The 18,966-nt window shown below is 68.6% G+C and carries 19 protein-coding genes; 14 read left to right on the top strand and 5 right to left on the bottom strand.

What is annotated here, in order from left to right; all coding sequences use genetic code 11:
* Nucleotides 1-29 precede the first annotated feature (29 nt).
* The 11 genes from atpE (at nucleotide 30) to pdeM (ending at nucleotide 12,361) form a co-directional block, all read left to right on the top strand.
* On the top strand, nucleotides 30-278 hold the full coding sequence (gene atpE / locus PCQ86_RS01965; RefSeq protein ID WP_011803767.1) for a F0F1 ATP synthase subunit C: 249 nt from the start codon (nucleotides 30-32) through the stop codon (nucleotides 276-278).
* Between the two features lie 35 nt (nucleotides 279-313).
* Nucleotides 314-784 carry a F0F1 ATP synthase subunit B gene (locus PCQ86_RS01970; RefSeq protein ID WP_103738591.1) on the top strand — a complete coding sequence of 157 codons (471 nt, stop codon included), beginning with the start codon at nucleotides 314-316 and terminating at the stop codon, nucleotides 782-784.
* Between the two features lie 11 nt (nucleotides 785-795).
* Complete coding sequence (locus PCQ86_RS01975) at nucleotides 796-1,338, top strand: F0F1 ATP synthase subunit delta (protein WP_103738590.1); 543 nt, start codon at nucleotides 796-798, stop codon at nucleotides 1,336-1,338.
* 46 nt (nucleotides 1,339-1,384) lie between these two features.
* Complete coding sequence (atpA, locus tag PCQ86_RS01980; RefSeq protein ID WP_011803770.1) at nucleotides 1,385-2,944, top strand: F0F1 ATP synthase subunit alpha; 1,560 nt, start codon at nucleotides 1,385-1,387, stop codon at nucleotides 2,942-2,944.
* Nucleotides 2,945-2,962: 18 nt separating this feature from the next.
* A complete protein-coding gene (atpG, locus tag PCQ86_RS01985) occupies nucleotides 2,963-3,829 on the top strand; it encodes a F0F1 ATP synthase subunit gamma (protein ID WP_011803771.1) in 867 nt (288 codons plus the stop codon).
* 42 nt (nucleotides 3,830-3,871) lie between these two features.
* A complete protein-coding gene (gene atpD, locus PCQ86_RS01990) occupies nucleotides 3,872-5,278 on the top strand; it encodes a F0F1 ATP synthase subunit beta (protein WP_196994539.1) in 1,407 nt (468 codons plus the stop codon).
* A 75-nt stretch (nucleotides 5,279-5,353) separates the two neighbouring features.
* On the top strand, nucleotides 5,354-5,770 hold the full coding sequence (locus PCQ86_RS01995) for a F0F1 ATP synthase subunit epsilon (RefSeq protein ID WP_135148449.1): 417 nt from the start codon (nucleotides 5,354-5,356) through the stop codon (nucleotides 5,768-5,770).
* A gap of 129 nt (nucleotides 5,771-5,899) precedes the next feature.
* Nucleotides 5,900-7,000, top strand: a complete 1,101-nt coding sequence (locus PCQ86_RS02000; RefSeq protein WP_270174746.1) for a ligase-associated DNA damage response exonuclease — start codon at nucleotides 5,900-5,902, stop codon at nucleotides 6,998-7,000.
* Nucleotides 7,000-8,679: an ATP-dependent DNA ligase gene (locus PCQ86_RS02005; RefSeq protein WP_270174747.1), complete on the top strand. Its 1,680-nt coding sequence runs from the start codon at nucleotides 7,000-7,002 to the stop codon at nucleotides 8,677-8,679. The genes PCQ86_RS02000 and PCQ86_RS02005 overlap by 1 nt, the downstream gene beginning before the upstream one ends.
* 91 nt (nucleotides 8,680-8,770) lie before the next feature.
* On the top strand, nucleotides 8,771-11,683 hold the full coding sequence (locus PCQ86_RS02010) for a ligase-associated DNA damage response DEXH box helicase (protein ID WP_270174748.1): 2,913 nt from the start codon (nucleotides 8,771-8,773) through the stop codon (nucleotides 11,681-11,683).
* Nucleotides 11,684-11,686: 3 nt separating this feature from the next.
* Entirely contained in the window at nucleotides 11,687-12,361 is a 675-nt protein-coding gene (gene pdeM / locus PCQ86_RS02015) for a ligase-associated DNA damage response endonuclease PdeM (protein ID WP_270174749.1), read from the top strand.
* 48 nt (nucleotides 12,362-12,409) lie between these two features.
* Here the strand turns inward: pdeM and PCQ86_RS02020 are convergent, their stop codons facing one another.
* Genes PCQ86_RS02020 through PCQ86_RS02030 form a run of 3 tightly spaced genes read right to left on the bottom strand, consistent with a single transcriptional unit; the run spans nucleotide 12,410 to nucleotide 14,516 of the window.
* Nucleotides 12,410-12,961, bottom strand: a complete 552-nt coding sequence (locus PCQ86_RS02020; RefSeq protein ID WP_172205532.1) for a TPM domain-containing protein — start codon at nucleotides 12,959-12,961, stop codon at nucleotides 12,410-12,412.
* Between the two features lie 25 nt (nucleotides 12,962-12,986).
* Nucleotides 12,987-13,889, bottom strand: coding sequence for a TPM domain-containing protein (locus PCQ86_RS02025; protein ID WP_270174750.1), 903 nt, complete (start codon nucleotides 13,887-13,889; stop codon nucleotides 12,987-12,989).
* Nucleotides 13,890-13,910: 21 nt separating this feature from the next.
* Entirely contained in the window at nucleotides 13,911-14,516 is a 606-nt protein-coding gene (locus tag PCQ86_RS02030) for a LemA family protein (RefSeq protein ID WP_011803780.1), read from the bottom strand.
* A 144-nt stretch (nucleotides 14,517-14,660) separates the two neighbouring features.
* Between PCQ86_RS02030 and PCQ86_RS02035 the strand changes: the two genes are divergently transcribed.
* The 3 genes from PCQ86_RS02035 to PCQ86_RS02045 all read left to right on the top strand — a co-directional run bounded on the left by PCQ86_RS02035 (nucleotide 14,661) and on the right by PCQ86_RS02045 (nucleotide 16,767).
* Nucleotides 14,661-15,110 carry a YybH family protein gene (locus PCQ86_RS02035; protein WP_270174751.1) on the top strand — a complete coding sequence of 150 codons (450 nt, stop codon included), beginning with the start codon at nucleotides 14,661-14,663 and terminating at the stop codon, nucleotides 15,108-15,110.
* Between the two features lie 72 nt (nucleotides 15,111-15,182).
* Nucleotides 15,183-16,187 carry a YheT family hydrolase gene (locus PCQ86_RS02040; RefSeq protein WP_270174752.1) on the top strand — a complete coding sequence of 335 codons (1,005 nt, stop codon included), beginning with the start codon at nucleotides 15,183-15,185 and terminating at the stop codon, nucleotides 16,185-16,187.
* Between the two features lie 40 nt (nucleotides 16,188-16,227).
* Nucleotides 16,228-16,767: a DUF2946 family protein gene (locus PCQ86_RS02045; RefSeq protein WP_011803783.1), complete on the top strand. Its 540-nt coding sequence runs from the start codon at nucleotides 16,228-16,230 to the stop codon at nucleotides 16,765-16,767.
* Between the two features lie 79 nt (nucleotides 16,768-16,846).
* Here the strand turns inward: PCQ86_RS02045 and PCQ86_RS02050 are convergent, their stop codons facing one another.
* Both PCQ86_RS02050 and PCQ86_RS02055 read right to left on the bottom strand, forming a co-directional pair.
* A complete protein-coding gene (locus PCQ86_RS02050) occupies nucleotides 16,847-17,389 on the bottom strand; it encodes a c-type cytochrome (protein WP_270174753.1) in 543 nt (180 codons plus the stop codon).
* A 120-nt stretch (nucleotides 17,390-17,509) separates the two neighbouring features.
* Nucleotides 17,510-18,955 carry an efflux transporter outer membrane subunit gene (locus tag PCQ86_RS02055; protein WP_270174754.1) on the bottom strand — a complete coding sequence of 482 codons (1,446 nt, stop codon included), beginning with the start codon at nucleotides 18,953-18,955 and terminating at the stop codon, nucleotides 17,510-17,512.
* Nucleotides 18,956-18,966: the final 11 nt, after the last annotated feature.

Below are 18,966 nucleotides of genomic sequence, written 5' to 3' on the forward strand. Positions count from 1 at the left end.
CTTCCTTTCTTTTCATCCTAGGAGTCATCATGGAAAACATTCTCGGTCTCGTCGCTCTGGCTTGTGGTCTGATCGTGGGCCTCGGCGCTATCGGCGCTTCGATCGGTATTGCCCTGATGGGTGGCAAGTTCCTGGAATCCTCCGCACGCCAGCCTGAGCTGATCAACGAACTGCAAACCAAGATGTTCATCTTGGCAGGTCTGATCGACGCCGCCTTCCTGATCGGCGTGGCCATCGCTCTGCTGTTCGCTTTCGCCAACCCCTTCGTTCTGGCCTAAGCCTCCGTCAACGCCCTAGAAAGAAAGGTGTTGCCGTGAGTATCAACGCGACCCTGTTCGTTCAGGCCATTGTTTTCCTGATCCTGGTGCTGTTCACGATGAAGTTCGTGTGGCCCCCGATTGCGAAGGCGCTGGATGAGCGAGCCCAGAAAATCGCCGATGGTCTCGCAGCTGCCGATCGTGCCAAGACCGAGCTTGCTGCTGCCGACCAGCGTGTGAAGCAGGAACTGGCTGCCGCCAGCAACGAAGCCGCGACACGCTTGGCCGACGCTGAGCGCCGCGCACAGGCCATCATCGAAGAGGCCAAGGCGCGCGCCAACGACGAAGGCAACAAGATCGTCGCTGCTGCCCGTGCCGAGGCCGAGCAGCAAGCGATCCAGGCACGTGAAGCCCTGCGCGAGCAGGTGGCGGCCCTGGCCGTCAAGGGGGCTGAGCAGATTCTCCGCAAGGAAGTCAATGCCGGCGTTCATGCCGATCTGCTGAACCGTCTGAAGACCGAGCTGTAAGGGAGCATTCAATGGCTGAACTCGCCACCATTGCCCGCCCTTACGCCGAGGCGCTGTACAAGGCCTGCACCGACCAAGCCGGTGTGGACCTGAATGGCGCTACAGCCTGGGTGGACGAGCTGGCGGCGATTGCCGCCAATCCCCAATTGCGCCAACTGGCGGACAACCCCAAGGTGACGGGCGAGCAGGTGTTCGACGTCATCGTGGGCGTGGCCCGCTCGGCGTTGCCTGACCTGGCCAAGAACTTCCTGCGTACCGTGATCGATAACGGGCGCGTGCAGGCGCTGCCTGAAATCGCGGCCCAGTTCCGTACGCTGGTCAATCGCAGCCACGGCACTTCGGATGCCGTGGTGTACAGCGCCTTCCCGCTGGATGCGGGCGCTCTGACCGATTTGGGTGCCACGCTTGAAAAGCGCTTCGGTCGCAAGCTCAATCTCTCCGTGCAGTTGGATGAGACCCTGATCGGCGGCGTGCGCGTGGTGGTGGGCGACGAGGTGCTCGACGCTTCCGTCAAAGCCCGTCTGGAACAAATGAAAGCTGCCCTCACCGCCTGATGGGCGTGAGGTCTCGGCTATACCCCCAAGAAAGAAGGAAAGAGTCATGCAACTCAATCCCGCAGAAATTTCTGAACTGATCAAGAGCCGCATCGAAGGTCTGGCAGCCAGCAGCGACATCCGCAACCAGGGCACCGTGGTGTCCGTGACCGACGGTATCGTGCGCGTCCACGGCCTGTCGGACGTGATGCAGGGCGAAATGCTCGAATTCCCTGCCGCGGCAGACGGCCAGCCCTCCTTCGGCCTGGCCCTGAACCTCGAGCGCGACTCCGTCGGCGCCGTGATTCTGGGCGAGTACGAACACATTTCTGAAGGCGATACCGTGAAGTGCACGGGCCGCATTCTGGAAGTGCCGGTGGGCCCGGAACTGATCGGACGCGTGGTGAACGCTCTCGGCCAGCCGATCGACGGAAAGGGTCCGATCAATGCCAAGATGACGGACGTGATCGAGAAGGTCGCCCCCGGCGTGATCGCGCGCCAGTCCGTGGACCAGCCGCTGCAAACCGGCCTGAAGTCCATCGACTCCATGGTGCCAATCGGCCGTGGCCAGCGTGAGCTGATCATCGGCGACCGCCAGACCGGCAAGACGGCAGTGGCCATTGACGCCATCATCAACCAGAAGGGCCAGGGCGTGACGTGTATCTACGTCGCCATCGGCCAGAAGGCATCGTCGATCAAGAACGTGGTGCGCGCCCTGGAGCAGGCCGGCGCCATGGAATACACCATCGTCGTGGCGGCTTCGGCTTCCGAGTCCGCCGCCATGCAGTACGTGTCGGCCTACTCCGGCTGCACGATGGGCGAATACTTCCGCGACCGTGGCGAAGACGCGCTGATCGTGTACGACGACCTGTCCAAGCAAGCTGTGGCCTACCGCCAGGTTTCGCTGCTGCTGCGCCGCCCGCCAGGCCGCGAAGCCTTCCCCGGCGACGTGTTCTATCTCCACAGCCGCCTGCTGGAGCGTGCAGCCCGTGTGAATGCCGACTATGTGGAAGCCTTCACCAAGGGCGAGGTCAAGGGCAAGACGGGTTCGCTGACCGCACTGCCCGTGATCGAAACCCAGGCCGGCGACGTGTCTGCCTTCGTTCCAACCAACGTGATCTCGATCACCGACGGTCAGATCTTCCTGGAAACCAGCCTGTTCAACGCTGGTATCCGCCCCGCCATCAACGCCGGTATCTCGGTGTCGCGCGTGGGTGGTGCCGCCCAGACCAAGCTGATCAAGGGCCTGTCCGGCGGTATCCGTACCGACCTGGCCCAGTACCGTGAACTCGCGGCGTTCGCGCAGTTCGCCTCCGACCTGGACGAAGCCACGCGCAAGCAGCTGGATCGCGGCGCCCGCGTGACGGAACTGCTCAAGCAGCCCCAGTACAGCCCGCTGAGCACGGCCCTGATGGGCGCGACGCTCTTCACGGTGAACAAGGGCTTCCTGGACGACGTGGACGTGAAGAAGGTGCTGGCCTTCGAAGCCGGCCTGCACCAGTACCTGAAGACGAGCCACGGTGCGCTGCTGGACCGCCTACAGCAGAACCGCGCGTTCGACAAGGAAGGCAAGGACGAGGCCGAACTGACGCAAGCCATCACGGCGTTCAAGAAGTCGTTCGTTTAAATCGGACGAGGAACCATCATGGCAGCAGGTAAGGAAATACGCGGCAAGATCAAATCGGTGGAAAACACCAAGAAGATCACCAAGGCCATGGAAATGGTGGCCGCGTCCAAGATGCGCAAGGCGCAAGACCGCATGCGTGCCGCCCGACCCTATGCCGAGAAGGTGCGCAACATTGCCGCCCACCTCGGCGAGGCCAACCCTGAGTACGTGCACCCTTTCATGAAGGCGAACGATGCGAAGGCGGCTGGCATTATTGTCGTGACGACCGACAAGGGCCTGTGCGGAGGTATGAACACCAACGTGCTGCGCGCCGTCACCACCAAGCTGCGCGAACTGCAGTCTACGGGTGTCGATGTGCAGTCCGTCGCTATTGGCAACAAGGGGTTGGGCTTCCTCAACCGCGTGGGTGCCAAGGTCGTGGCGCATGCCACCGGGCTGGGCGATACGCCGCACCTGGACAAGCTGATCGGACCGGTGAAGGTGCTGCTGGATGCTTACGCGGAAGGCAAGATCAACGCGGTGTACCTCAGCTACACCAAGTTCATCAACACCATGAAGCAGGAATCGGTGGTGGAGCAGTTGCTGCCCCTGTCGTCCGAGCAGATGCAGGCCCAGAAGACCGGCCATGGTTGGGATTACATCTACGAGCCTGACGCGCAGAGCGTGATCGACGAACTGCTGGTGCGCTATGTCGAGTCGCTGATCTACCAGGCAGTGGCAGAGAACATGGCCTCGGAGCAGTCCGCGCGCATGGTGGCCATGAAGGCCGCCACCGACAACGCCGGTAACGTCATCAACGAGCTCAAGCTGGTCTACAACAAGACGCGCCAAGCGGCGATCACGAAAGAACTTTCGGAGATCGTTGCAGGTGCCGCGGCAGTCTGATGCCGCCTTCGGGTCTCGGTTTAAATTTTTGGAGCAAATCAAATGGCTCAAGTGCAAGGCAAGATTGTTCAATGTATCGGCGCCGTGGTGGACGTGGAGTTCCCGCGCGACCAGCTGCCCAAGGTGTATGACGCCCTGAAGCTCGAGGGCTCGCCCCTGACGCTGGAAGTGCAGCAGCAGCTGGGCGACGGCGTGGTGCGTACCATTGCGCTCGGTTCTTCGGACGGCCTCAAGCGTGGCCTGATGGTCACGAACACCGGCAACCCCATCACCGTGCCCGTGGGCAAGGCCACGCTGGGCCGCATCATGGACGTGCTGGGCAACCCCATCGACGAGCGCGGCCCCGTGGACCAGAGCCTGACGGCTTCCATCCACCGCAAGGCCCCCGCTTATGACGAGCTCAGCCCTTCGCAGGAACTGCTCGAGACCGGCATCAAGGTGATCGACCTGGTGTGCCCGTTCGCCAAGGGCGGCAAGGTGGGCCTGTTCGGTGGTGCCGGCGTGGGCAAGACCGTGAACATGATGGAGCTCATCAACAACATCGCCAAGGCGCACTCGGGTCTGTCCGTGTTCGCTGGCGTGGGTGAGCGTACCCGCGAGGGCAACGACTTCTACCACGAGATGGCCGACTCCGGCGTCGTGAATCTGGAGAGCCTGGGCGAGTCCAAGGTGGCCATGGTCTACGGCCAGATGAACGAGCCCCCGGGCAACCGTCTGCGCGTGGCCCTGACCGGCCTGACCATCGCCGAGTCCTTCCGCGACGAAGGCCGCGACGTGCTGTTCTTCGTGGACAACATCTACCGTTACACGCTGGCCGGTACCGAAGTGTCCGCCCTGCTGGGCCGGATGCCTTCCGCCGTGGGCTACCAGCCGACGCTGGCCGAGGAAATGGGCCGTCTGCAAGAGCGTATTACCTCGACCAAGGTCGGGTCCATCACGTCCATTCAGGCCGTGTACGTGCCTGCCGACGACTTGACCGACCCGTCGCCTGCCACCACCTTCGCCCACCTGGACTCCACCGTGGTGCTGTCGCGTGACATCGCCGCTCTGGGTATCTACCCTGCCGTGGACCCGCTGGACTCCACCAGCCGCCAGCTGGACCCGCAGGTCGTGGGTGAAGAGCACTACCAAGTGGCCCGCCAAGTGCAGGGTACCCTGCAGCGCTACAAGGAACTGCGCGACATCATCGCAATTCTGGGTATGGACGAGCTGGCCCCCGAGGACAAGCTGGTCGTGGCCCGTGCCCGCAAGATCCAGCGTTTCCTGTCGCAGCCGTTCCACGTGGCCGAGGTGTTCACGGGCTCGCCTGGCAAGTACGTGCCGCTGTCCGAGACCATCCGCGGCTTCAAGATGATCGTGGCTGGCGAATGCGACCACCTGCCCGAGCAGGCCTTCTACATGGTGGGCACCATCGACGAAGCCTTCGAAAAGGCGAAGAAGGTGGCCTGATGGTCCGAAGGCCGGCCCCGCGTCCGGCCCTCGTGAGCCCCACAGGCTTGCCATTCCCTTTTTCTAGGAGCAAAGATGAACACCATCCATGTTGATGTGGTCAGTGCCGAAGAGTCCATCTTCTCCGGCGAGGCGCGCTTCGTCGCGCTGCCCGGCGAAGTGGGCGAATTGGGCATCTATCCGCGCCACACGCCACTCATCACCCGCATCAAGCCGGGTTCGGTGCGCATCGAATTGCCTGACGGCAATGAAGAGTTCGTTTTCGTGGCCGGTGGCATTCTGGAAGTGCAGCCCGACTGCGTGACCGTGCTGTCCGACACCGCCATCCGTGGCCGTGACCTGGACGACCAGAAGGCGCAGGAAGCCAAGGCTGCGGCCGAGGAAGCCCTGAAGAACGCCAAGAGCGAGATCGATCTGGCGCGCGCCCAGGCCGAGCTGGCCGTGATGGCAGCGCAGATTGCCGCGCTGCGCAAGTTCCGCCAGAAGCGCTGATCGACTGGTCGCCTTCCATCGCAAAAGCCGCCTTCGGGCGGCTTTTGTCGTTAGGGGGGGGCCGCTATGGCGCTCGTCCATCGGCGCCGTCCGACGCCAGCCAGGCCCAACGCGGCGCTAGCATGGGCCATGGTCAACCCTTTGGCAGAGACTGCGGCAGGCGACTTGGTGGTAGCGCGCCCCGAAGGGCTGTATTGTCCACCGGGTGGCTTTTATATCGACCCCTGGCGGCCGGTGGACCGGGCCGTCATCACCCATGGCCATGGCGACCACGCGCGGCGCGGGCACGGACACTACCTGGCGCACGAGCACAGCGCGGGTATCCTGCGCGGTCGGCTGGGGGCGGACATCGCCTTGCAGACGCTGGCTTACGGCGAACCCCTGCACCACAACGGCGTGCGCATCTCACTGCACCCTGCGGGCCATGTGCTGGGCTCGGCCCAGGTGCGGCTGGAGCACGGCGGTCGCGTGTGGGTGGCCTCGGGTGATTACAAGCTGGAGGCCGACGGCACCTGCGCGCCGTTCGAGCCCGTGCGCTGTGACACGTTCATCACCGAATCCACCTTCGGCCTGCCCATCTACCGTTGGCCCGCCCAGGCCGTCCTGCAAGCCCAGATCAACGACTGGTGGCGTTCCAACGCGGCCATGCGCCGCCCTTCGGTGCTGTTTTGCTATGCGTTCGGCAAGGCGCAGCGCATCCTGCATGGCGTAGATGCCAGCATTGGTCCGCTGCTCATGCATGGCGCGGTGGAGCCCCTCAATGCCGCTTACCGCGCCGCCGGCGTGCGCCTGCCGCCCACGCAGGGGGCCACCGACGCGTCACTGGATGCGGCGACACGCGAGACCGCGCTGGTGCTGGCGCCGCCCTCGGCCCAAGGCAGTCCGTGGATGCGCCGCTTCCCACGCCACGCCGATGCCTTTGCCAGCGGCTGGATGCAGCTGCGCGGCACGCGTCGCCGCCGCGGGGTGGATCGTGGTTTCGTGCTCTCCGATCACGCAGACTGGCCGGGCCTGCAGCAGGCGATTGCCGCCACGGGGGCCGAGCGCGTGTTCGTCACCCACGGCAGCGTGACCGTCATGGTCCGCTGGCTGCGCGAGCAAGGGCTGGATGCCCAGGCTTTCGCCACCGAATACGGCGACGAGGACGAGGCAGCGCCGACCGACGCGCCAACTGCAGCGCCCACTGCACCGGAAGGCGACGCAGGCGACGCGGCCGGAGGCACCTCCTGATGCAGGCCTTTGCCGCGCTCTACCAGGCGTTGGATGCCAGCACGTCCAGCCTCGCCAAGCAGGCCGCGCTGCGCGACTATCTGCGGGGTGCGCCACCCGAGGATGCCGCCTGGGCCGTCTACTTCCTCGCGGGTGGCAAACCACGCCAACTCGTGCCCACCAAGCTGCTGCGCGCGGTGGCGCGCGAAGCGGCGGGGTTGCCGGAATGGCTGTTCGACGAAAGCTACGAGGCTGTGGGCGATCTGGCCGAGACCATCGCACTGCTGTTGCCCCCGCCCACGCAGGCGCACGCCCTGGGGCTGGCCGCATGGATGCGCGAACACCTCTTGCCGCTGCGCGGCCTGGCGCCCGACACCCAGGCTGAACGACTGGGTGCGCAATGGGCGCGGCTGGCGCCCGAGGAGCGGCTGGTGTACTTCAAGCTCATCACGGGGGCCTTCCGCGTGGGCGTGTCGCGCTTGCAGGTCACGCAGGCGCTCGCGGCCGTGAGCGGCGTGGACGCCAAGCGCATCGCACAGCGCCTCATGGGCTACACGCACGTGGGCGCGCAGCCCGGGGCGGCTGACTACCAGCGCCTCGTGGCGCCCGAGGGAGACAGTGCGGGCGCGCAGGCTGCGGAGGCCCAGGGCCATCCCTATCCCTTCTTTCTGGCGCACCCGCTGCAACTGCCGGTGGCGCAGTTTGACGCCGCGCTCGGCCCGCCGGCGGACTGGATCGTGGAATGGAAGTGGGACGGCATCCGCGCCCAGCTCGTGCGGCGCGCTGGCGCCACTTGGCTGTGGTCGCGCGGGGAGGAGTTGGTGACCGATCGCTTCCCCGAGCTGCAGGCGTTGGGCGACGAAGCCCTGCCCGACGGCACGGTGCTCGACGGCGAGATCGTCGTGTGGCAGCCCGCGCGAGCGGATGCGCCGGCGCAGCCGCGCCCGTTTGCCGACCTGCAAAAGCGCATCGGCCGCAAGTCGCTGGGCCCCAAGCTGCTGCGCGAGGTGCCCGTGGTGCTGCTGGCCTACGACCTGCTGGAGGAACACGGCCAGGACCTGCGAGGCCTGCCGCTGCAGGCGCGGCGCGCGCGGCTGGACGCGCTGCTGGCGCGCGTCGACCACCCGGCGCTGGTGCCCAGCCCGGTGCTGCCGGGACAGAGCTGGGCCGAACTGGCCCGCCTGCGGGACAGCGCGCGTGCACTGGGCGTGGAGGGCATGATGCTCAAAGGGCGCACGGCGCACTATGGTGTGGGCCGCACCCGGGACGTGGGTATCTGGTGGAAGTGGAAGATCGACCCGATGAGCGTGGACGCCGTGCTCATTTATGCGCAGCGCGGCCACGGGCGCCGCGCCAGCCTGTACAGCGACTACACGTTCGCCGTGTGGAGTGCGCCGCACGGCACCGAGGGGCGCACGCTGGTGCCGTTTGCCAAGGCGTATTCGGGCCTGACCGATGCCGAGATGGCGCGGGTGGACGCCATCATCCGCAAGACCACGGTGGAGAGCTTCGGCCCGGTGCGCAGCGTGCGGCCCACGCTGGTGTTCGAGCTGGGCTTTGAGGGCATAGCGCGCAGCGCGCGGCACAAGAGCGGCATCGCCGTGCGCTTCCCGCGCATGCTGCGCTGGCGTGAAGACAAGCCGGTGGACGAGGCTGATTCGCTGGATACGCTGGCAGCGCTGTTGCCTGCTACGCCATGATCTGGTGCTATGAATACAAGAGCTGTTGGCGCTGGATGGACGGGCGCTGCAGGCGATTTTCCCTCGAAATGCCATGGCCCGCGCGGCGGCAATGCCTTGGCCGCGCGGTGCAACGGGGGGTGCCGTGACCGCCCCGCGCTTCCCCCTCGCAACCGGCTGGCTGGCCACGCGCGGCTGGGCGCCATTCGCCTTCCAGCGCCAGGTGTGGCGCGCCATCGCGCAGGGACGCTCGGGCCTGCTGCATGCCACCACGGGCGCCGGCAAGACTTATGCGGTGTGGCTCGGGGCGCTGCAGGCCTTTGCGGACTTGGAGTCAAAACGGCCTGTAGCGCCCGTCCATCCGGCGGTACACGCTATAAATAACGAAGCAGCACCGCGGACCGCACCACTCACCGTGGTGTGGATCACGCCCATGCGCGCGCTGGCCGCCGACACGCTGCGTGCGCTGGCGGCGCCGCTGCAGGCCCTGGCCGCACAGCATGCCGGCCTGGCGCGCTGGAGCCTGGGCGCACGCACGGGCGATACCGGCAGCGCCGAACGCAGCGCCCAGGCGCGGCGTCTGCCCACGGTGCTCGTCACCACCCCCGAAAGCCTGTCGCTGCTGCTGGCGCGCGCGGACTCGCGCGAGCAACTGGCCCGCGTGCGCCTGGTGGTGGCGGATGAATGGCACGAGCTGCTGGGCAACAAACGCGGCGTGCAGGTGCAGTTGGCGCTGGCGCGGCTCGCGGGCTGGAACCCGCGGCTCCTGGTCTGGGGCATGTCGGCCACGCTGGGCAACCTGCCCGAGGCCATGCAGACGCTGCTGGGCCGGGAGGGCGGCACGCTGGTGCGCGGCCGCGTGGAAAAGCGCCTGGTGGTGGACACCCTGCTGCCCGAGCGGCCCGAGCGCTTCACCTGGGCCGGCCACCTGGGCCTGGCCATGCTGCCGGCGGTGGTGCGCGCGCTGGAGGAGTCGCCCGGCACCACGCTGGTGTTCGTCAACGTGCGCTCGCAGGCCGAGCAGTGGTACCAGGCGCTGCTGGACGCGCGGCCGGACTGGGCGGGGCAGATCGCCATCCACCACGGCTCGCTGGACCGCAGCGTGCGCGAATGGGTGGAGGTGGGGCTCAAGAGCGGCAGCCTGCGCGCCGTGGTCTGCACCAGCAGCCTGGACCTGGGCGTGGACTTTCTGCCGGTGCAGCGCGTGCTGCAGATCGGCTCGGCCAAGGGCGTGGCGCGCCTGCTGCAGCGCGCCGGCCGCTCGGGCCACGCACCAGGGCGGCCCTCGCGCATCACGCTGGTGCCCACGCACAGCCTGGAGTTGGTGGAGGCCGCTGCCGCGCGCGCCGCGGTGCATGCCGGGCGGGTGGAAAAGCGCGTCTCGCCGCACCAGCCCGTCGATGTGCTGGTGCAGCACCTGGCCACGGTGGCGTTGGGCGGGGGCTTCGAGCCCGAGGCGCTGTATGCCGAGGTGCGCCGCACGGCCGCGTACCGCACGCTGCCGCGCGGCGTGTGGCAGTGGTGCCTGGACTTCGTTGCGCGTGGCGGCAGCGCCCTGGCGGCCTACCCGGACTACCGCCGTGTCGTGCCGGACGAGAACGGTGTGTGGCGCCTGCCCGATGCGCGCCTGGCACGCCGCCACCGCGCCAACATCGGCACCATCGTGAGCGATGCCAGCATGCAGGTGCAGATTCTGCAGGGCGCTCGCCTGGGCGCGGTGGAAGAGGGCTTCATCGCGCGGCTGTCGCCGGGCGACTGCTTCGTGTTCGCCGGGCAGGTGCTGGAACTGGTGCGCACGCGCGAGATGACCGCCTTCGTGCGGCGCGCGCCGGGGCGCCAGCCCACGGTGCCGCGCTGGAACGGCTCGCGCATGCCGCTGTCCACCGTGCTGGCCGACTACGTGGTGCAACAGCTCGCGCAGGCGGGGCGGGGCCGCTACGCCAGCCCCGAGCTGCGCGCCGTGCGCCCGCTGCTGGAGGTGCAGCGCCGCTGGTCCGCCCTGCCCACGCCGGGCACGCTGCTGGCCGAAACGCTGCGCACGCGCGAGGGCTGGCACCTGTTCCTCTACCCGTTTGCCGGCCGGCATGCGCACATCGGGCTGGCCAGCCTGTTCGGCTGGCGCGCGGCCCAGGGGGTGCCGGGCACCTTCTCGATCGCCGTGAACGACTATGGATTGGAGCTGCTGTCCGCCACAGAACGCGACTGGCCGGCCTTGCTGCCCGACCTGCTGCGCACCGACGCCGCCGCGCCGCAGGCCGCCCGGCAGGCGCACGCCCTGGCGCCCGACGAGGCGCTGGCCATTCGCAACACTGCCAACGCCACGGCGCCCGAGTCGGTGCCGCAAGAGAGTGACGCGCGCGCAGCGTTGCTGCACGAGGTGCTGGCCAGTCTCAACGCCACCGAGATGGCGCGCCGGCGCTTTCGCGAGATTGCGCGCGTGGCGGGGCTCATCTTTCAAAGCCACCCGGGCGAGCAGCGCAGCGCGCGCCAGCTGCAGGCGTCTTCACAGTTGTTCTTCGAGGTCTTTCGGCGTTATGACGCGGGCAACCTGCTGCTGCGCCAGGCCGACCAGGAAGTGCTGAGCCAGGAGCTGGACGTGGCACAGCTGCTGGCGGCGCTCACACGCATGCAGGCGCAGCAGCTCATGGTGCAGCCTCTCGTGCGACCCGGGCCGCTGGCCTTTCCGCTGATGGTGGAGCGCTTTCGCGAGCAGCTCAGCAACGAGGCGCTGGCCGACCGCATCGCGCGCATGCTGGGCGACATGGAAGCCGCCGCCAGCGCGCGCAAACCCGTACCGGCCCCGCCGGTGCAGGACGTCGTGCCCCCTGACCCGCCGCGCCGCCGGCGCGCCGCCCCCCCGGCCGCGCCACCGCGGCAGGAAGCATCGTCCGCCGTCACCGACGCACTGCGCGGCACGCTGGACTTTGCCGATGCCTCCGAGGGCACGGGCGCCGCGCCGGCCGCGGCGCGGGGCCGTTCCCCGCGCCGCGCGCGCAAACCTTCCCGCCCGTTGCCGCGCCTGTGACCCATGCATGCGCCTGATCCGCCCGCCGACCTGGCCGTGGACCTGGCCGGCACCACCGTGTGGCTGCTGCCCGAGCGCGCGCTGTGGTGGCCGGAGGGCGCCATGCTGTGCCTGGCCGACCTGCACCTGGGCAAGGCCGCCACCTTCCGCGCGCGCGGCCTGCCCGTGCCCGCGGGCACCACGCAGGGCAACCTGGCTCGGCTGGCGCAGTTGCTGGCGCGCCACCCCGGCGTGCAGCGCTTGGTGGTGCTGGGCGACTTCCTGCATGCGGCCGAGGCCCACGCGCCCGCGTTGCTGCGCGCGTTGGCCGCTTGGCGCGAGGACCATGCGGCACTGGAACTGGTGCTGGTGCGCGGCAACCACGACCGCCACGCGGGCGACCCACCGGCGTGGCTGGGCGCGCGCATCGTGGAGGAGCCTTGGTCTCTGGGACCTTTCGCCTGCTGCCACCATCCACAGCACCGCGCGGGGCAGTGGGTGCTGGCCGGACACCTGCACCCCACGGCCGTGCTGTACGGCGGCGGGCGCGATGCGCTGCGCATGCCCTGTTTCGTGGCGGAGCCGGGACTGCTGGTGTTGCCGGCCTTTGGCGAGTTCACCGGCGGCCATGCCGTGCCCGCCGCGCCGGGGCGCCAGCGCTTCGCGGTGGGGGCGGGGCGCGTCTGGGCGTTGCCCTGAAGGGGTGATCGAAAAGGGAGTTCCGCCTCGCAAGGCGTGCTCTGGTACTCAGTCCACCGTGCCCGGGATGACGGGAGCGTCGGGCAGCTCGTTCGGCCAGTCCACGCCCTCGGTGGCCGGAAAGTGCTCCACGAGCAGCGCAGAGACCTCGCTCAGCGCCTGGGTCAGACCGTCCTCGTACCGGCCTTGGCGGAAAGCCTCGGCCATGTGCGACACCATGCTGCGCCATGTCGCCGGGGGCACGCGGCGCGCCAGAGCGCGGTCGGCCACGATCTCGATGGCATGCTCGGCCAGCATCAGGTAGATGAGCACGCCGTTGTTGTGTTCGGTGTCCCACACACGCAGCTTGCCGAACTGCGTGACCGCGCGCTCGCGCGCCGTGGCGCCGCGCCACAGGTACGACAGCGGCAGGCCGCCTTCCACGCAGATGCGGATCTGGCCGGTGTGGCGGCGCTCGCTGGCGGCCACGCGCTGGCCCAGGCGCTCCAGCACCTCGGGTGGCAGGGCCTGGTGCAGGCCGCCGTCGGACCAACGGTGCCGCAGCAGCCGCGCCAGGCGCGCCAGCACGCCGGAAGGTGGGGATGAAGAGGGTGTGACCATGGTGTTTCGCTCTGTGCTTGCCGCCCTACCAGTCGCCCGATGCACCGCCGCCGCCGAAATCTCCGCCGCCGCCCGAGCCGAATCCACCACCGCCTCCACCGCCCCAGCCACCGCCGTGACCGCCTCCCCAGCCGCCGCCGTGCCACACCACGGGGCCGCCGCGGCCCGCAAAGATCCAGGTGTAGAGCAGCGCCAGCAGCCCCGCGCCACCCGCCAGCAGCAGGCTGGAGGTGACGATGAAGGCCAGGAACCCAGCGCCGCCGCCCATCACCAGGCCGCCCAGGCGCTGGCCGAACAGCCGGCGCACCACGGGGCCCGCCACCATCACGCCGAAGAAGAGGAAGACGGCCAGGTCTGTCCAGTCAAAGCCCGCGGACGCGCCGCGGCCCTGCCCGTCGCCTTGCTGGCTGCTTTGCGGCGCGGGCAGGTTTTCGCCCGCGATGCGCGCGCCGATTTGCTGCACCGCGGCGTCCAGCCCGCCGGCAAAGTCGCCCTCGCGAAAGCGCGGCTTCATCGCGCCGTCGATGATGCGCGCGGCGGCGATGTCGGGTATGGCGCCTTCCAGCGCCTTGGCCACCTCGATGCGCATGCGCCGGTCGTCCTTGGCCACGACCACCAGCACGCCATCGCCCACGTCCTTGCGGCCGATCTTCCAGGCGTTGCTCACGCGGTTGGCGAAGGCGGCGATGTCCTCGGGCGCGGTGGTGGGCACCATCAGCACCACCACCTGCGAGCCGTGCTGCTGCTCGATGGCGGCCAGCCGCGCCTCCAGCCTCTGGCGCTGCGCGTCGTTCAGCGTGCCGGTCTGGTCGATCACGCGCGCCTGCAGCGCAGGCACCGCGCGCAGCGGCTGCGCGGTGGCGGGGAGGGCTCCGATAGCTACAATAAATATAGCTATCAGCGCTTGAAGGGCAAGCGCTAGCGGCATATTTTGCTTACAACCCCGATGTCAGGGCTTGGAGGCGGGTGCGGGGCTGGAGAAATCCACCTTGGGCGGCGCAGAGATCTCGGCCTCGTTCGCCACCGTGAAGCTGGGCTTGGGTTCATAGCCGAACACCATGGCCGTGAGGTTGGTGGGGAAGCTGCGTGCGAGCACGTTGTACTCCTGCACGGTCTGGATGTAGCGGTTGCGTGCCACGGTGATGCGGTTCTCGGTGCCCTCCAGCGTCACGCGCAGGTCGCGGAAGGCCTGGTTGGCCTGCAGCTGCGGGTAACGCTCGGCCACCACCATCAGGCGCGACAGCGCGCTGGACAGCTCGCCCTGCGCCTGCTGGAACTTGTTGAACGCCTCGGGGTTGTTGAGGGTTTCGGGCGTCACCTGGATCGAGGTGGCCTTGGCGCGCGCCTCGATCACCTTGGTCAGCGTCTCCTGCTCGAACGCCGCCTCGCCCTTGACGGTGGCCACGATGTTGGGCACCAGGTCGGCGCGGCGCTGGTACTGGTTGAGCACTTCGCTCCACGCGGCCTTGGACTGCTCGTCCAGGCGCTGGAAGTCGTTGTAGCCGCAGCCCGAGAGGGCCAGCACGGCGGAAAGCATGGCGATGAGTCGTTTCATGGTGAAGAGGCCTTTTCAATGCAGAAGAAAGACGGGCGGCACGGCGCCGCGCATGCCCATCATTGTGCATGCATCGGCCAGGCGCATGACAGGGCCATCGAACGGCACAATACGCGGCTGGGTTGCAACCACCGACACTTCGCCATGCCCCGAACCCCGCTGCGCGCGGCCGCCCTGGCCGGTTCCCCCGACGATCTGGAAGCCGCGTTCTACGACGCCCTGCAAGCCGGCGACGTGGAGCGCGTGATGGCCTGCTGGGCCGACGAGGACGACATCGTCTGTGTGCACCCCGGCGCCGCGCGCCACGTGGGGCCCGCCGCCATCCGCGCGGCGTTCGCCACCTTGCTGCAGCAGGGCGGCCTCAACGTGCATCCCGCGCAGGTGATGCGCGTGCAGGCCCTGGCGAGTGCCGTGCACAGCGTGTTGGAACATGTGCGTGTGATGCTGCCCGACGGCCCGCGCGAGGCCGTGGTACAGGCCACCAACGTCTACCACAAGACCCCGCAAGGCTGGCGCCTGGTGGCGCACCATGCCAGCGCCGCCGGCATGCACGAGGCCAAGGGCGCTGCGCCCGCCGGGCACCTGCTGCATTGATGCCAAGCCTTTGAGGGGCTGGTTTATGGGGCAAATTGGCCTTCAGCACAATACCAGAAAGCGCTTCCAGCTATGAAATATGAAGCGCCTTGGTGGTTGCCCGGCGGCCATGCACAGACCATCTGGCCCGCGCTGTGGGCGCGGCGCACGCTGGGGCCGCCGCCGGCCTATGTGCGCGAGCGCTGGCTGGCGCCCGACGGCGACTTCGTGGACGTGGACTTCCTGTGGCCGTGTGCCGCGGCGGGCGCGGCCCCCGCGCCGCTGCTGGTGCTGTTCCATGGACTGGAAGGCTCGTCGCGCAGCCACTATGCGCAGGCCTTCGCCGGCGTGGCCCGCGAGCGCGGCTGGGGTTTTGCCGTGCCGCACTTTCGCGGCTGCAGCGGCGAGATCAACCGCGCGCCGCGCGCCTACCATTCGGGCGACCATGAAGAGATCGACTGGATCCTCCGGCGCCTGGCCGGGTTGCAGCGGACCGGCGGTGGGGCGCGGGCGCCGCTGCTGGCCGTGGGGGTGTCGCTGGGCGGCAATGCGCTGATGCGCTGGGCCGGCGAGCAGGGCGGCAGCGCGCTCGCCAGCGCGGACGCCATCGCCAGCGTGTGCGCTCCGCTGGACCTGGCGGCCGGCGGCCACGCCATCGGGCGGGGCTTCAACCGGCAGGTGTACACGCGCATGTTCCTGCGCACCATGGTGCCCAAGGCGCTGGCCAAGCTGGCGCAGTACCCCGGCCTGTTCGACCGCGCGGCCCTGCTGGCCGCGCGCGATCTGCACGCTTTTGACGACCTCTTCACCGCGCCGCTGCACGGCTTTCGTGATGCAGAGGACTACTGGCGCCGCGCGTCGGCCAAGCCGCTGCTGCCTGCGGTGCGCGTGCCGGCGCTGCTGGTCAATGCGCGCAACGATCCCTTCGTGCCCGGCGCCAGCCTGCCGCGCGACGGTGAGGTGGCGCCCGTGGTCACGCTCTGGCAGCCGGCGCATGGCGGCCACGTCGGCTTTGCGCAGGGCGGCTGGCCCGGCCATGTGCGCGCCCTGCCCGAAGCCGTGGCTGCCTGGCTGGCCGACCACGCGGCGCTGGGGTGAATACCTGCGGGGGCGCGGACGAGGGCGCACAATCGCTGTCATGGATGACATCGTCAAGCAGGCCATCGCCAAATGGCCCAACGTGCCGGCCTGCTACGGCTGGCTGGGGCTGGATGCGCGCGGCCACTGGTACCTGCGCGATGACGCCGTGCAGTTACAGGGGGGCTTCGCCGTGGCGCGCGGAACGCGGCTGGAACATGCCAAGCTGATCGAATTCATCCACCGCAACTATGAGGCGGATGGTGAAGGCCGCTGGTTCTTCCAGAACGGACCGCAGCGCGTCTATGTGGAACTGGAGGCCACACCGCTGATCTGGCGTCTGGGCGCCGACGGCGAGCCCGTGGCGCACACCGGCCGGCCGGCCGGTCGGGTGAATGAGTGCCTGGTGGACGAGGCCGGCCGCGTGTACCTGGCCTGCACCGCCGGCCTGGGCCTGGTGCACAGCCTGGATGTGGAGGCGTTGGCGCGCCAGATCGATCAGGGCCGCTGGACGCCACGCGAGGTGCTGGCGGCCGACCTGCCCGGTGCCTACGGCTTTGTGCCGAGCCCGCAGGCGGCTGCGGGCCCACTGCCTGCGTAACGCGCCGCACTGCAGAAAACCCCCGTCCAGAAACCAACAAGCCGGCACGCGGCCGGCTTGTGACGAGGCGAAAAGTGCCTTAGTTGGAGGCGGCTGGTGCGCTCGCAGCGGCCGCGCCGCCTTCGGCGCCGGGACGGTTGGGCTCCTCGAACTTGGCGCCGGCGGCATTGGCCATGTAGGCCACGCCGCGCGCGATCTCGGTGTCGTCGAAGTCGCCGCCACCCTGCGGTGCCATGGCGCCCTTGCCCTTGAGGGCCGATTGCACCAGGGCTTCGAAGCCCGTGGCAATGCGCGGCGCCCAGGCGGCGGCGTCGCCCAGCTTGGGCGCGCCCGCGGCGCCGGTAGCGTGACAGGCGGCACACTGCCCCTGGAAGACAGCTTCGCCTGTGCGCAGCGGGCGGTTGGCGTCGCGCACCTCGACGTTGCCAATCTTCTGGATGCGCTGGGCCACGGCCAGTTCGGGGTTGGAGGAGCCGGCCGCCGGCTTCTTGTCGGCCGTGACGAACAGCACCAGGCCGATGATGGCGAACACCGGGAGCACAAACGCAAAAATGACGGTGACCAGGAGTTGCTTGGGGTTCTTGATCGGTCCGGTATGCGCTTCGTCGTGGGTGTCGCTCATGGGATCCTCTGGTGATTCTGTTGTACTGGGGGCTGAAGGGAAAAGAGTTTTCGATTATAGGAGCGCGCTCCACGCCCGCCCGTTGGGGAAAAAACGGGCAGGCGCGCGTCGTGACCTATGTCAGGAGCGTGGGGTCTCTTCGGCGGGAGCGGTCCAGCCGCCGCCCAGCACCTTGTAGAGCGTCACCTGGTTCTGCAGTTGCTGCAGGCGTGTCACCACCAGCGACTGCTGGGTGGCGAACAGCGAGCGCTGCGCATCCAGCAGGTCCAGGTAGCTGGCCACGCCGTTGCGATAGCGCAGGTCCGACAGCTCGAAGCGTTTGGCATCCGCCTGCGCCTGGGCACGCTGGGCGTCGACCTGCTCCTGCAGCGTGGCCTGGCCGGCCAGGGCGTCGGACACCTCGCGGAACGCGGTCTGGATGGATTTCTCATACTGGGCCACGGCGATTTCGCGGCCCGCGCGCGCGGACTCCAACCCCGCCTGGTTGCGGCCGGCATCGAAGATCGGCAGGGCCAGTTGCGGCGCCAGAGAGAACGCCCACGAGCCGCTCTTGAACAGCCCCGACAGCTCATCGCTCACGGTGCCGAACTGGGCGGTGAGCGAGATGCGCGGGAAAAACGCCGCGCGCGCCGCGCCGATGTTGGCGTTGGCGCCGATCAACTGCTGCTCGGCCATGCGCACGTCCGGGCGGCGCACCAGCAGGTCGGAAGGCAGGCCCGCGGGCAGCGCCTGCATGGGCGTGGCGTCGGCCAGGCGCGAGGAGGGCAGGCTGGCACGGATGTCGTCGGGCAGCGGCTGGCCCAGTAGCAGGACCAGCGCGTTTTCATCGAGCATGCGCTGGCGCTGCTGCTGCGCATAGGTGGCGCGTGCGGCCTGGGCCAGGCTCTCGGCCTGGCGGTTGTCGAGCTCGGAGCTCACGCCGTTCTCCAGGCGCAGGCGTGTGAGCTTGACCGACTCATCGCGCGTTTCCAGCGTGCGACGCGAGATGTCGAGCAGCTCCTCGTCGGCCATCAGTGTGAGCCAGCCCGAGGCCACGGCCGCCACCAGGCTGATCTGCGCCGACTTGCGCGCCTCGTCCGTGGCCAGGTACTGGGCCAGGGCCTGCTCCTTGAGGGCCGCCACGCGCCCGAAGAAGTCGATCTCCCAGGCCGAGATGCCCAAGCCCACCTGGAACTGGTTGGCGTAGCTGCCCGTGGTCACGCTGGGCTGGCGCGTGCCGCTGGCGATGGCGTTGACCGTGGGGAACTGGTTGGCGCGCTGGATCTGGAATTGCGCGCGCGCCTGCTCGACATTGAGCATGGCCACGCGCAGGTCGCGGTTGTTGCCCAGGGCCATGCCGATCAGCCGCTGCAGGCGGGGGTCGGTGAAGTATTCCTTCCAGTCGATGTCCGCCGCGGCCCGCGCGGAGGTCGTGGATTCGGCCCCCGCCAGCGGATAGGCCTGCGGCACGGGGGCCGCAGGACGTTCGTAGGTCGGGATGAAGCTGCAGCCCGCCACCAGCGCCGCGGCTAGCAGGGGGGAGAGGGCGCGCGCAGGGCGCGCGCGGTTCAGGGTGTGCGATTGCATAGGTTGTTCTC

Source organism: Diaphorobacter sp. ED-3 (assembly GCF_027625375.1).
In the GTDB taxonomy this organism is placed as follows: Bacteria; Pseudomonadota; Gammaproteobacteria; order Burkholderiales; family Burkholderiaceae_C; genus Diaphorobacter; species Diaphorobacter nitroreducens.